The sequence below is a fragment of the Chryseobacterium sp. HNCC26DJ238 genome (genome assembly GCF_057180465.1).
Genome location: NZ_JBXUGI010000011.1, coordinates 133,146 through 146,832, shown reverse-complemented (window position 1 = coordinate 146,832; position 13,687 = coordinate 133,146). Strand labels below are relative to the sequence as shown.

Genomic DNA, 13,687 nt, shown 5'->3' with positions numbered 1-13,687 from the left:
TCTTTTTTTATTACGGAAATCCACAGCAGTTTTTAAATCAGATTAGAAGATGAATGCATAATGACAAAGGTACATAAAACGAGTCAAAATCGCTGCTCTGTCAGAATGATATAACATAAGGTCTTAAGGAGAAACAGAGTGTATCAGCTTTAAAGACTTTTAAGCATCATCTCTGAACATAATCAGACAATATCAGACTGATCCTTTATTTCAGGACTGTGTGATTGACTGTGTGGAATCATTTCCTTTATGTTTTTTTATATCCGTATAAAGCATGAACAGGAATGAAAAAAGTGTAATGAAAAGAGGTGCAATGAAATACACAGCAGGATTGATACTCTCTTTACTGAAAATATAGGGCATACAGCAAACTGCTGTCAGAAATAAACTTAAGGAAGTCCCGTAATATTGCCATCTTACGGAAATCAGATCAGGTCCGATGACGGTGGTTTGAGTTTTTGATGAAGACAGAAATAGGGAAACAATTTTCTGATAATCCCATAGTAGTAAGAGCAGGACAGCAAAGAACAGCAAAGTGGTGATTACGTATGTGTAACTGAAATCAATACTCAAAGTTATCATCAGAATATTGGAAATAATCGGTAAAAACAGCAGTGCTCCCAATGTCGCAAATCGCTGTGACATCAACAGCAGCGCTGCCAGAACCTGAGCCAGGCCCAAAAAATTCCAGTAGAGTCCCAGCTGATAGAAACTTTCAAATAAATGTCCGACAGGATTGGAGTCCGGCAGACTGGTGAAACGCTGCCCGAATACTTTTATCAATCCGGAAGGGATAAAAGAAAATCCTATCAGCAAACGGGTGAAAATAATAAAATAATTAGCCGGGATATTCTTCCTAATATTATCTATAAACATTGTCTTTTAAAAGGATGGGTATATTTATTTCATAGAATGTTACAGATATGAAAGTTCAAAATAGAAACTTTATTAAATAAAGTAGTAAGTTTTTCAGGAAAGCATATCATTTTATAGTAGTATATAATATTGTAATTTTTTTAATAAAACAAAAAGATTTCCTTTAATTGTTAAATAATTTGCGGTATTCAATTAATTTTATTACATTTGTAGAATAATAAGGGTTTAAAATAAATTTGTGATTAAATAAAATCAAATTTTCGAAAAGCTCAATTTTTGTCAATAATATTACAGGTGCACTACCTTTTAAGAAGTTCGATTTTCGCTCTTAAATTCTACACATCCATATTTTTTCTCAAAAGTTTATTATCGTTTTGATCTGTGATCAGGATAAAAGGATGAGAATCCCAAAATAGAATATCAATAATTTTTAATACATATACAATGCAACAAGGAACAGTAAAATTCTTTAACGATACCAAAGGATTTGGTTTTATTACACCATCAGCTGGTGGTCAGGACGTTTTCGTACACACTTCAGGTTTAGTAGATAATATTCGTGAAAACGACGTCGTAACTTTCGAATTACAAAATGGTACAAAAGGCGTTAACGCAGTTAACGTTAGATTAGCATAAATTTTTAGAAAAGGCTAACCGCTTTTTCTATTAAAAGTCAAGCAGATAACTGTAAAGTTATCTGCTTTTTTTGTTTCAGTATTTTTTGAATTTGTCAGAATTAGCAAGAGTATAGTTTTTAGACTGAGAATACAGGCTGATGATTCTGTTAATATTTTAAGTTCATTTGTATCAATGAAATCCTGTAATTTTCATATCTGACAATCATTCTGTAATTTCAGAAGTTTTATATTCTTTTGTGAAATTCCTAAGATGATTATTCGGTGTTCATAAAAAACACGTAGGCTAAACTTTGGTACCGGTTTTTCAAATAGAAAGAAAAATAGTCATTGTGTTTTGAACTATTATTTTTATTAACTTTAAACATAATAAGATCTCAGAAAAAAGATTTTTTAGAAAGCAACTCACAAACGTAACTGATTACCACCAAATATTGCCGGATCATGATAAAATTTATTCCTGAAGAATACAGAAAAATGTTGTTGTCAGCTATTGCCACCGGAGATTTTGATACAATCAGGAATGTTATAGAGCAAGGTAAAATTGATTTAAATGTTTTTGATGAGCGCACTTTTTCACCGTTAATGATGGAAATCCTGACCTCATTTGGAATAAAAAGCGAAGAACGCCGTTTGGAAATTCTCCGTTATTTTCTTGAAAACGGAGCCGATCCCAATCTCAACTGCAAAGCCGGGTATAACGTTATGCATATTGCTGCCCAACAGGAAAAATTAATTAAAGCTTTAGATCTTTTCCTTGACTATGACAGTGATGTGAATTCTGTGGATCACAACGGAGCCACGGTGGCATATTGGGTTATCCAGAGTTTTCCATGGAGAACTGAAGGAGAGCGCAGGCAACTGTTTTTAGCTGTCGTTGAAAAAATAATGATGTCCGGGGCTGATCTTGATCTGAAAAACAGGTATGGAGTATCTGCCCGAAATTGGCTGGAGCGGGCACCGGAAGATTTGCAGCAGCTTGTTCTCACATGTGAAAAATTAAATCCGGTTTACAGATCCGTTTCCACTGTTCAGCCTGAGTTTCCAAACAATTATAAATTTCCTGATATCGTCAGACATATCCGTACGGATCTGATTCCTTTAGTAGGGGAGGCTGAAACTCTGGAGGGAGAAATGCTTCGTGAATTAGATATTCTCAAAGATGAAGCCTGGAGAAACGGGAATGTCAATTATTCTGAAACCCATAAAGCGTATGCAGAATTTATTCTGGATAATCTGACGAATTTTACAAGAACAAGTCATAGTGATATCGAAAAAATAACAGAAGCAGTTAAAAAGTTAATGAATCCTGAAAGTCCATATCTGGAAGATGATGTCTACGATTATCTAACTGATGAGATCTGCAAATTCCATTTAAAAATAATCAATGACGAATTCGAAATCCCGGTTAAGAAATCGTGGAAATTCTGGCAATAGGTCATTATTTATAAAGACCCTTTAGAATACAGTATCAGTTCTGTCAATGTACTGATTGGAGTAAAAACTCCTAAACACTGTTGTTGAATTGATTTAATCCTAGACTTATTCAAACGCAAAGATTATGATTTCATCTGGTAGAATCCAAAAGCTGAAAATTATTGATGATGACGGAATAATCGCCATCGGAAATGTGAAATCCTATAATGAAATGCTGAGGTTTCAGGAAATCTGGACCTGGAAACAGCTCAATGATTTTATATCAGAAGAAAATTACGGGAATATCATTGTTTTTTCAACGGGTCGCGAAGGAGAATGGACTGTTGAGTTTTTGGTGAATGAAGAATCAAAAAAAAACTGTTTCCGAAAGTCTGAACACTTTATTGAAGTTACCGATGAATCTTTACATCTGTTCTCCTTGGGAGATTTAACATCAACACTGCAGTTTAAAGATACTGTACTGCCGGACCCCTTAAATGAAAAACTGAAAATAAAACTCAGGAACGGTTTTTATGAAGTGGTTGTAAAACAGTTTTTTGATCCTGAGGATATTGAGTATGACGAGGAAAATAAAACAAACTTTATTGTTGAACTGTTTTCTAAAGAGCAGCAGGTAGATACTGCAAAAAAACAGATCGCATGGGCAGAAGATTTTCCAAATGATGACCGTATTTTTTTAAGTAATGAACCGGACAGTTTTGATGATTTTCTGGATGAACTGTTAAAAGAGAAAGGAAAATGAAAAAGTATTTAGAGTGAGTCAGTCAATTATAAATAATGAACATCATACCATTAGAAAACCATAAAAAATATGAAAACTGTCTATGAAAAAATAGAAACCTGGTTAAGGGAAAAAGCAGGAAAAATCATTGAGTTTTCTCTGCAGAAACCGGCAACAGAAGATGAAATCAATGAATTGGAAGCAGTTATTGGAAAAAAAATACCCGATGATTTCAAAGAACTTTATTTTTGGCATAACGGACTGAATGACGAAGAAAATTTCGGAAGCCTCTTTTATGGAATGGATTTTTTCCCGGTCGAAAGGATAATTTCTGATCATGTAAGTCAACAGAAAAATCATCTATCTGAAAAGATTTCATTAAAAAAAGCAGATCGGGGAATAGACCCGGATAATATGCACAATGCTGAATGGCTTAAATTTGCCTTTGACGGATCCCATACAGGTCTGTATCTTGATCTGGCACCGGCAGTTGACGGAAAATACGGACAGATCATTTTTATTGATAATGAATATGAAGTGGGTATTCTGGTCGCAGACTCTACTGGAGAATTGGTGCAGAACTTTCAGGATGATTTGGAAAACAGTCTTTATGATCTTGAAGAAGATGCTTTAGAAGATGGAAATCATTACCTGGACACTGATCCCAGAATAGATATTGTCAATTGGGAGATGAGTGAAACATGGAAGCGGTAAACTGAAATGATAAAACAAATTTCAGCTATTTTCATTTAAGCAGAATACAGTATACCCAATGAAAAATATAAAAGAAAGATTTTTAAAAATACCGTCTGGTAAATTTTCTTCAATAAGTAAACTGTTGCTGTTGATCTTCATTTGTTTTTGTAAATCAACAGTTAAGGCACAGCAAGGCTTTACAAGGTTAGACAGTATTACGATTTCGGCTAAAAACGGAACTTATCCAAATTTAGACGGTATTGTCATTTCTCAACATGGAAAGATCGTATTTGAAAGTTATTTTAACGGATTTACGAAGGATAGCCTGCATGATACAAGATCTGCCTTTAAGTCTGTTACCGGACTATTAACAGGTATTGCTGTGGATAAAGGATTTATCAAAAACCTTGATCAAAAAGTATATGATTTTTTTCCGGATTACAAGAAACCGAAATTATGGGATCAGAGAAAAGAAGAATTAACCATTAAGCATCTGCTCACAATGAAATCAGGTTTTGATTGTGAGGAATGGAACGGGATGAAAGACTGTGAAGAAGAAATGGAGCGTTCCGGCGACTGGATGACATTTTGCCTAAATCTTGATTTGAAAAACAAACCCGGCAGCACCTGGGATTATACCTCTGTAAATACAATGCTGCTGGGCGGTATTATCGCAAGTTCAAGTCATATGACTGTTTCTGATTTTGCTGAAAGATATCTTTATCATCTATTGGATATAAAAAAATACAGGTGGACTAAAGACCCCGTCGGGCATGAATTAACTTCCGGAAATTTTTATATGCTGCCAGCCGATATGATTAAAATTGGTGAAATTATATTGAATAATGGAATATACAATGGCAAAAGAATCGTATCTGCTGAATGGATAAAGCGAATAACTGAAAGGAATACACTGATTGAAAATTTTTCTAATGTAAAAATTTCAAAAAATAAAAGTGCCATTCCGCAGCCTGCTTATTATGGATACACCTGGTACAATGAGCAGGTAAAAACAGAAAAACTGAATTACAATATTATTTTTGCTTCAGGAAATGGAGGACAGTACATTATGATTGTAAAAGATTTAGATTTGGTAGTCGTTTTTACAGGAAACAGTTACAATTCCTCTAAGTCAAAACTTGCATTTGATATTATGATTAAGTATGTTTTACCAGGCTTTAAGCCCTCATAGCCTTGTCGGTGACAGGAGTAAATTTAAAGAACTTACGAATTGGTAGTTTCCTTCTGATCAGGATTTTACGGATAAAATTCTGTTAGCAGATAAAAGTCAGCTGATCATCATCAATACAGTAAAAAAGGATTTAAAGACACTGAAAAAGTCAATAAAGTAAAAGAGATCGTTATTCTTTTTGAAGCACTCAAAAAAGGCTCTGTATTTAAAAGAGTTTTTAATTATAAAGACGTCAGCATCTATCATTAACATCTGTTAAAAAAGTACAGCAGCGGAATGAAAAATCCTAAGACGGATCGTGGTTTATATTTGAACATCAAAGATGAAGACAGGTCTGTTTTCTTTGCGCCGGATTATGAAAGACTTATCATCCTAAGCAGCAAAAACAATCTGAAACTTGCTGTCGGGACATTCAGAATGGAATTTTCAACAGGGGAAAAAAGAAAATAGTAATTCTGCCAAATATTTCAGGGAAGTGGATTGAGATGTAAAAAATAATAAGTTTACTTATCTTTCGTGTTCAGTTTATTCTTAAAATTAATTCAAATGAAAAAATCACTATTCATATTGAAAAGCATCAACTACATTCTGTCTGTTTTTGTATTGAGCAGTTTTGTGAGCTGTAAAAGAGATCCTGGTTCAAGCCATAAAAATGACCCTGTACCGAAGGAAGCTAAAGAAAAAAAAGTTCATCAGGCTGAAATATTCATGGCTTACCTTGATTCTGTAGTGAAACTTCCTGATACAGGATTTAATGAAGAAGGGGTGAAATCCTTGAACAAAAGATTTTTAACTGAATTACCACTGGTAATGCATGATTCGGTAATAGAGGATAACCGGAAGGATATACTGATACAATTTTATATGAATAGTGAGAAGTCCCTTGAAGTGGGATCCGGAATTATATTTCTGATTCCGGAAGCTATCAGCGATTCTTTAGTTGTTGCAGATTTTACAGCTTACTTTGGACGCATCAAAAATGAAGAACCACTTATAGGTATTACGAAACAGCCTCGACCTTTACATATACTGGTTTCATCGAACAGGGAAGTCAAATTAACTATTAAAAATAATGAAAACCGTGATCAGGCAGGGGTTATTGCAGTTGAGATTTTAAACTTAAATAAAAAACGGAGTAAGTAGCAACTGAGCTGGGCAGGATTAAATAATTTTTAACGAATCAAAATTTTCAGGTTTTGTCAGGATGAGCCGGTCAGTATTTTCCAGAATATTTTCGCCTGCAAGTTTTTCTTTAAGAGATGGGCCGACAAAAATAATGATCAGAGACTGATCACCGGTTTTAACAGGATAAAATTGCTCTTTCAATTTTTCCTTTAAAAGTATCTGATTGAGCTGGATGATCATGTCGAAGTCGAACCATTCTTCACCCAAAAGTTTAATTTCATAATTGTCATTAGTCAACATAAAACTTATTTCAACGATGTAATGCTCCCGGTTTTCAGTCCATCCTTCATTCCTGACAGTGAGGTTTTTGGGTGAAAATCTACTTTTGCTGACAGATGATAAATTTTTAATTGAATCAATGTAAGCTTCACTTTCTTCAAAATGCTCACAGTCAAACCATACATAATCTTTTCCTGGTTCTACAATGCCGTATTTTTCAAGGATTTCCATATTTTCACTATTTAAATTATCATCTGTTAATTTTCATTTCCGGTGATGTTTAATAGTCTGTTTTACAAAGGGATATCGAAGTGCAAAGCTGAGATTGTTAATTTCAATTGAAAAATAATTTTTAGATTCTCAACTGCAACAAATCTCGTTTAAAGTGATGTAAATTTTTTAGGGTATTACAGGCAGAAGTAGTTCAGTAGCCCAATCAGATCTCAATAATTGATATAGGAAGATGATCCTCTTCGTGACTAATTTAAAAATCAGAAATCTGACTTACTAATACAGGTTTTTATCTGAAAATTTAAAATTCTGTAATGTAGGGAGGGGCCGGATTAATTTTGTTTTTTTTCTTGTATGTAATGGTTTTTCAGTTCCTGATATTTCATCATTTTCTGTTATGATCCCTTTCACCAAATCAAAGTTCATTTCTGTAAAAACTGTATTTTCGTCCGTATATCCTTTGGTAGCATTATTTGTCAGCTTTTTTACATTAATCAATTCAAAATTCCCATTCCGGTATTTGAAATCGTAAGTAATATTACCACTTTTAATTTCGCTCCACATTGATAAAATTCCTTTTTCAATAAAAAAATCGGGAATTTGATATCCATTGAATTTCCCTTTGTTTTCAATAGGGTACTGCGGTTCAATCATCTGATCTGAAGAGACTGCTAAAGCTGATTTTCCATTCGGCTGAGACAGGAAGATCTGCACCTGAAGGGGTCTTGTTTCGTTTACTGTGTCCATTTTGACCGTAACTCTGTCTGCTTTACCGTCATTATTCAGGTCTCCTTCTTCTTCTCTTACCTGATAATCATAATGACCTTTACTTTTGCTGTTCTGGGCATATAGATTCATTTGCAATGAAATGAAGATGATTGCGAAGTAATAATTTATATTTTTCATAATTTTAAGTTTGTCATTAATTTATTGAAAAAAAGCCGGTTATCTGACAATACTCTCAAAGCTTAATGCACAGAAAATAGGAAAGCAGGTTAAAAATTGCTCTGTGAGAAATCTGTAACATTCAGATGATCAATAATCTTTCCAATTAATTTAGTAAAGACTAATGGATTGTTTCTAATAGAGTATTAGAAGCTTCAGAGATAGAGATTTTATTTTCAAAATATTCAGGTAATAATTCAGCATTAAAGCATCTGATGTTTCTTGTGACTGAGTTTTTACTTAAATATATAAACGACAATGATCTACAGATTTATCAAATTCTTCTGGATTATTTTCAAAAATCTGAAAATTCTTGTAAGAAATAATTATTTATTCTAATTCTATGGGATTTTCGTATTTTTTATTTTCTGCTCTTTCTTTTTCTCTTTTTCGTACTATTTCTTGACCTTTTACGATTGTAGTTCCATAGCTTGCAAGTACAGCACTGGCATTGGCATCTGCATTTCTTAATGCCTGTTTAAGTTTTGGCTGTGTTGTTTCTATGGCATCATTATATCTGCTTTTTCTGATCGTAATTAATTTTCCCTTCAATTTAGAATCGGATACGGATTTTACAAGTTCAAAATCATAATCTATTTGATCATCTGTTATTTTAACAATTAAACCGGGCAATCCAGTGAACTTGTAAGGACCATAGGGTAACGGAATGTCAGGGGAATACCATGCAATCCAGTTTCTGCCTTTAAAAGTAATTTCTGCTTTTTTACAATTAATAGTATTGATCATCTTTGTTTCATCAATAAGTTTCCAGTCTTTTATTACCGGCTCTTTATAGTAAAGTAACGACATGACCACTGGTGCAAAATACTGTATGGTTTCATTAGATTGTATGATGGTAAAGTGAAAATTCGTTTCTGGAGTTGATGTTCCATTTTTAACACCCAGAGTAATGCTTCCGTCAGAATTATGGGTGGTTACTCTTGATTTATCTAATATAGAATCCCTTTTAAGAGAATTTCTACTTGCAAAAAAAGCACGATTTTCCCCGATCAATAATGTGAAAAATTCTTCATGTCTGTAATTACTGCGTGAATTAAATTTAGCTTTTAACTGATATGTAAACTCACCACGTAATGTATCTTGTCTGTATGACTGAGCATAAGATAAAACACTATAAAATAAAATGAAAAGTTGAAATAGTTTTCTATAGTAATGCATATAGATTTTAATTACAAAAGTGCACTTATGGTTAGGAATGATCTATCTTAAGTGCACATAAAATTTAGATTAATCAGGCTAAGTTTTCACCAGAACCACTATGAGTAGGGGTAGGACAGTTAATTGCTTCAACCCTCTCACGCCATTCGCTGGCCTCTTGTGGAGTCCAATCTTGAGTGGTTGTAGCAGTTATACCACATCTGGTTTCAGCGATCCAAACTTGACCTCCTTTTACATCTTTAAGGTCATTACGAGATAATTTTTTAAAATTCTTCATTGTGTTAAAATATTTGAAATTAAGAAGCAAATATATATAACTAACTGGAAACAACAAAAAAGATTTTATTATGTTAAATGCTTTGGTACAAGCCTTTTAAAATGTTTTTAACTTTGCTGTTCACTTCTCATTAGATAAATTGCATCCTTTACTATTTTAAATCAAATGCATGAATTTTTCAATTCGGCTCATTTTTCTTGTGTTGAGTTTAAAAACAAATTATTGTAAATCTTTTTTTTGAATTAACTCTATAAACACCGCTGTAAGATAGGTATAGTAATAAATTCTAAAGATTGGTCTAATAGTAAGTAGGTTATACGTTTTTCTTTTGAGATGATGTGGGTCATGGGATGTCGTTACTATTTTAGAGTGCGTATTCGATGAGCAGCTGAAGCTCAAAAGCTGATACAGTATCAAAGTTCATGGAGAAATACAGCTTGTGTTACTTTTGGTTCAGTGATGAAAAATGTTCTTGGGCATATTTCTTCTTCGATCTATTCTACGATGAATTTTTCAGGATAATTGTCAATTTTTCCAACTTGAAAATATTCGTCAGACGCTTCGGATTTTCTGGTCGCATATAGGTCATGTATTTTTTCAAAAAAAGCCTCTAAGGTCGGTGCGACAACATTTCTGTCGTTGTCTGCGTGCCAGAATTCTATCAACTGTCCTTTTTTATCCGTGAAGATTCCTTTTACATCGTAACAGATACTGTCGCCTCCTCCATTTTGAAACATGGGTATCCAGTTTTCATTCCACCAATTTTCGATTTCGAAATCATGCCCGATCATTGCAGTCAGTTCGGCAGCATCATGAAGTGCCTGATGCAGAGGAATAAACATGGAATTATTTACGAAAGCTTCATAACAATCTGCTTTTTGTCCGTTCTTCCATTTATAGACGATCCGTAAATCCTTTGGAATTTCAATTTTGTAGAACTCCTCTAATTGGTCTAATTGGGAGTCGTCCAGAGGATCGTTCAGTTCCGTGTAAAATTCCGGTCTTGATATCAACAGAGATGTGTCCAGTTTTTGAATAATTCCTTCCATTTGTTTTTTCTGTATTGAGGTTTTATTTTTACTTCCAGTCTTTGGTTTAAAAGTCTTCAGTCTAAATACTAAAGTAAATTAAATAATGATAAGATTACATTTTTACTTTATACTTGCAGGATTAAATCCAAAGTAAATTATATCTAATGATGAATTCTCTGAAAAAGTTAAATGAGATCATACCATTAAAATGATTCGTTGGCAACATTCAGAACCGCAATATTCCGATCTTTTACAGTAAAGTAGAGTCAATTGTATCATTCCCAGGTTTCCCACTCACCCTTCTGAAAGTCATATTTTGCGTATTCTCCGGAGTCTGTAAATTCAGAAGCGGTCATGCCCACTTCAAAAATCGAATCCGTGTTCCAGCCTGCCCTGAAAAAAAGGGCTTCTTTCGTTAACAATGCAGTTCCGTAATCTTCGTCGGAATGATTGAATGACAGCCCATATTTATGTTTTTCAGATAACCTGTAACTGTAGCTTAAGAGTCTCTCTTCCAGTTTCTTAAATTGCTGATCTGTAAATGCAGTTAAATTTTCTACATTGTCGAAGAAATTTTCATCATTTGTGATCTCTTCTTTTTCTTTGGTTTCGATTCTGTACAGTGCAATGTCGTAACTCATTTTTTTTATTTTTTTATCAGCCGGCACATTTGTTTTTATTGAACTCAAAAGCTGATATTGAATGCCACCGGAATTTACATTACTGATCTTTGATAGTTTCATTATCATCTCCGTTTTTTAAAACAGGTATTTTTTATCTAAAAGGATGACTAAGATAGGTCTGCATTTCTTTTATATATATATGCTTTTAAATAACGGCTTGCTCATGGGCTCTTATATCAAATTTATAATAAAAAACTGATGTAATTACACAGGAGCGTGAATTTCTGTACAGCTCATGCTCATGGCAGTCTGAGTGATGTGTTTTCAGAACAGTTAACCGTCATTCTCTGATAAAAATGTGCTGTCAGAGACTCCGATAGCATCCAGGTCAAAGATGGAGGTTTTGATGTTTTTTAAAAGAACAGAAAAAGAAATACATCAGATAATAGTGATGCTTTCACTTTGGCAGGATGTGAAAATTAAGTAGCTTAGTAGAACAGATAACCATACTATGAAACAGACATTTAACCTGTCAAAATCAACACTGATTTTCTATTCTGTTATTGCTCCGTTTATTATTGGCGGTTCCTTTTATAATTTGGTTTACGGACTGATTTTAGGAACAGCTTCACATGTAAAGATAGGTGCATGGAGTCTTTTGGGTTTTATTGTTCTTCCTGTCATGCTGATTGCCACTTATCTTCGGAATAAATGCATTATTACAGATCATGATGTCCGTATTTACAAAAGGGAATTTTCACGATCGGATCACAATTTCACGGTTTCGGACCATTTTCTGCCGGTAAAGGAAAGGCCTTTGTTTTCGGTATTCAGAAAAACATTTCATACTTTGATCATTACCGGGAAAACAAATGGACGTGTAGTTTTCGAGCAGAATTTAGAGACCTCAGCAGTATATACTGAAAAAATCAGATCAGCACTGCGGACGCAATAGACAGCAATAATCAGATTTTTAAAAATTAAATGATGAAAATTCTACAGTTCAAAGCAATCTTTTGTTTATTATCCTTGTACTGTGTAAAAGTGATGGCACAAACCGGAACCTATCAGTTGAATAACAAAAACGGCTCTTACTGTTCCATATCTTTTGTAAAAAAAGGAAATAATATCGAAGCGGAGATATTTGCGTGGTGGAATACAGAGAGTGAACAGACAGGATCCTACTATGGACAGGGATTGTTATTTTCCGGGCAGTGTACTTTAAAAAGTGATGAAAACGAGCCGGAATGTACGGTGACGCTTGCATTGGAAAAGAATGAGATACGTGCAGTATTTAAAGATTGTAACGGAGATAACTTACCCGAAGATTTTAACGGGATGTACCGTAAAATGACCAATGCTACAGCAGGAGACTACATGGTTACGGCCTCAAGGTCTTACTTTCATCAAAAGCCGGACTCTTCTGCTCAATTAAATTCTTATGTGGTAAAAAACAATAAGGTCACGCTCAGTATTGACAGGGTTGAGGCCGGGAATACCTGGGTATATGTTTATTATGTAAATCCAAAAGGTAAAGAAATTTCAGGATATCTTTCTCTCTCCGACCTCAGAAAGGTGGAGGAGTAAATCAGTGCAGGATGCTAATACAATATTACCAGTCTTTTTAATATAGAACAAACAAAAAACAAATTAATATGAAATCTAAAACATTTTTTTTAACAGCTGTAGCTTCTGCCATACTGTTGACAGCCACTGCATGCTCGTATTTTGAGAGTGGTAAAAACCGGGAAAAAGGAACTCCGATAGAATCATCAAAGAGTGCAGTACAGAAAATTCTGAATGATAAAGAGGCAAATGAAGGAAAACGGTTTTCTGTGACAGGCTATCTTAATTATTCAGCAGGAATGACTGTTTATGTTGACAGACCACAATCCGTATATGTAAATACAGCGCCTGGTGATGACGGAGAAACAATTACTCCTGTAGAAATGAAATGGCAGGAAAACGGATACAACAGCGTTTTTGTTCCTGGAGAGGCAGGACGTGGATCTGACAAAACAATATTTTATGATAATGAAGGCAAACCTCTGACGACAAATGACAAAGTAGAAGTATCATTTGAGGTTGGGGAAGGATCAGTTTATCCTGTTGAAGTACGGATTGATAAAGTAAAATAACACAGAAAAGCAGGCTGGCTCATGTCATGATTTTTCAGAATATAGTTCAGTCTATGTAACCGGATCAGGATAAAAATATAAAAATGATCATTGGAAAAGTAAGATGCGTCATCACTAATCTAAATCACATTCTATGCAGATCACTTATATAATACTTTTATTTACGGGTATTTTTTTAACAGGTACTGTCATTAATTACCTTTACACTCGAAAGAAAGGGATGATATTCAGGTATAAACCTGTTTTTTTAATCATTGCGGCTGTTTTATTTTTGGTGTCTTTATATGGAATTATTGTTGGAA

At 34.0% G+C, this 13,687-nt stretch carries 17 protein-coding genes; 10 read left to right on the top strand and 7 right to left on the bottom strand.

Annotated features, from left to right (window positions below; genetic code table 11):
- Positions 1–210 precede the first annotated feature (210 nt).
- Positions 211–876 carry a DoxX family protein gene (locus AC2A07_RS12105; protein WP_484050627.1) on the bottom strand — a complete coding sequence of 222 codons (666 nt, stop codon included), beginning with the start codon at positions 874–876 and terminating at the stop codon, positions 211–213.
- Positions 877–1,320: 444 nt separating this feature from the next.
- On the opposite strand from AC2A07_RS12105, the gene AC2A07_RS12100 reads away from it, so the two are divergent.
- The 7 genes from AC2A07_RS12100 (at position 1,321) to AC2A07_RS12070 (ending at position 6,700) form a co-directional block, all read left to right on the top strand.
- Positions 1,321–1,512, top strand: coding sequence for a cold shock domain-containing protein (locus tag AC2A07_RS12100; protein WP_314495988.1), 192 nt, complete (start codon positions 1,321–1,323; stop codon positions 1,510–1,512).
- Positions 1,513–1,955: 443 nt separating this feature from the next.
- Positions 1,956–2,948, top strand: a complete 993-nt coding sequence (locus tag AC2A07_RS12095) for an ankyrin repeat domain-containing protein (protein WP_484050626.1) — start codon at positions 1,956–1,958, stop codon at positions 2,946–2,948.
- Between the two features lie 124 nt (positions 2,949–3,072).
- Entirely contained in the window at positions 3,073–3,690 is a 618-nt protein-coding gene (locus AC2A07_RS12090; RefSeq protein ID WP_484050625.1) for a hypothetical protein, read from the top strand.
- 69 nt (positions 3,691–3,759) lie between these two features.
- Entirely contained in the window at positions 3,760–4,383 is a 624-nt protein-coding gene (locus AC2A07_RS12085; RefSeq protein ID WP_484050624.1) for an SMI1/KNR4 family protein, read from the top strand.
- Positions 4,384–4,441: 58 nt separating this feature from the next.
- A complete protein-coding gene (locus AC2A07_RS12080) occupies positions 4,442–5,557 on the top strand; it encodes a serine hydrolase domain-containing protein (RefSeq protein WP_484050623.1) in 1,116 nt (371 codons plus the stop codon).
- A 276-nt stretch (positions 5,558–5,833) separates the two neighbouring features.
- A complete protein-coding gene (locus AC2A07_RS12075; protein WP_484050622.1) occupies positions 5,834–6,007 on the top strand; it encodes a hypothetical protein in 174 nt (57 codons plus the stop codon).
- Between the two features lie 96 nt (positions 6,008–6,103).
- Positions 6,104–6,700 (top strand): hypothetical protein, encoded by a 597-nt coding sequence (locus AC2A07_RS12070; RefSeq protein ID WP_484050621.1) that lies wholly within the window; start codon positions 6,104–6,106, stop codon positions 6,698–6,700.
- 18 nt (positions 6,701–6,718) lie between these two features.
- Here the strand turns inward: AC2A07_RS12070 and AC2A07_RS12065 are convergent, their stop codons facing one another.
- The 6 genes from AC2A07_RS12065 to AC2A07_RS12040 all read right to left on the bottom strand — a co-directional run bounded on the left by AC2A07_RS12065 (position 6,719) and on the right by AC2A07_RS12040 (position 11,265).
- On the bottom strand, positions 6,719–7,192 hold the full coding sequence (locus AC2A07_RS12065; RefSeq protein ID WP_484050620.1) for a hypothetical protein: 474 nt from the start codon (positions 7,190–7,192) through the stop codon (positions 6,719–6,721).
- Positions 7,193–7,468: 276 nt separating this feature from the next.
- Positions 7,469–8,098, bottom strand: a complete 630-nt coding sequence (locus AC2A07_RS12060; RefSeq protein WP_484050619.1) for a hypothetical protein — start codon at positions 8,096–8,098, stop codon at positions 7,469–7,471.
- Between the two features lie 369 nt (positions 8,099–8,467).
- A complete protein-coding gene (locus AC2A07_RS12055; RefSeq protein WP_484050618.1) occupies positions 8,468–9,316 on the bottom strand; it encodes a GLPGLI family protein in 849 nt (282 codons plus the stop codon).
- A 73-nt stretch (positions 9,317–9,389) separates the two neighbouring features.
- Complete coding sequence (locus AC2A07_RS12050; protein WP_484050617.1) at positions 9,390–9,593, bottom strand: bacteriocin-like protein; 204 nt, start codon at positions 9,591–9,593, stop codon at positions 9,390–9,392.
- A 494-nt stretch (positions 9,594–10,087) separates the two neighbouring features.
- On the bottom strand, positions 10,088–10,642 hold the full coding sequence (locus tag AC2A07_RS12045; RefSeq protein ID WP_484050616.1) for an SMI1/KNR4 family protein: 555 nt from the start codon (positions 10,640–10,642) through the stop codon (positions 10,088–10,090).
- A 257-nt stretch (positions 10,643–10,899) separates the two neighbouring features.
- Positions 10,900–11,265 (bottom strand): hypothetical protein, encoded by a 366-nt coding sequence (locus AC2A07_RS12040; RefSeq protein WP_484050615.1) that lies wholly within the window; start codon positions 11,263–11,265, stop codon positions 10,900–10,902.
- A 493-nt stretch (positions 11,266–11,758) separates the two neighbouring features.
- On the opposite strand from AC2A07_RS12040, the gene AC2A07_RS12035 reads away from it, so the two are divergent.
- The 3 genes from AC2A07_RS12035 (at position 11,759) to AC2A07_RS12025 (ending at position 13,385) form a co-directional block, all read left to right on the top strand.
- Positions 11,759–12,202: a hypothetical protein gene (locus tag AC2A07_RS12035; protein WP_484050614.1), complete on the top strand. Its 444-nt coding sequence runs from the start codon at positions 11,759–11,761 to the stop codon at positions 12,200–12,202.
- Positions 12,203–12,231: 29 nt separating this feature from the next.
- Positions 12,232–12,834 carry a hypothetical protein gene (locus tag AC2A07_RS12030; protein WP_484050613.1) on the top strand — a complete coding sequence of 201 codons (603 nt, stop codon included), beginning with the start codon at positions 12,232–12,234 and terminating at the stop codon, positions 12,832–12,834.
- A gap of 68 nt (positions 12,835–12,902) precedes the next feature.
- A complete protein-coding gene (locus AC2A07_RS12025; RefSeq protein ID WP_484050612.1) occupies positions 12,903–13,385 on the top strand; it encodes a hypothetical protein in 483 nt (160 codons plus the stop codon).
- Positions 13,386–13,687 lie beyond the last annotated feature (302 nt).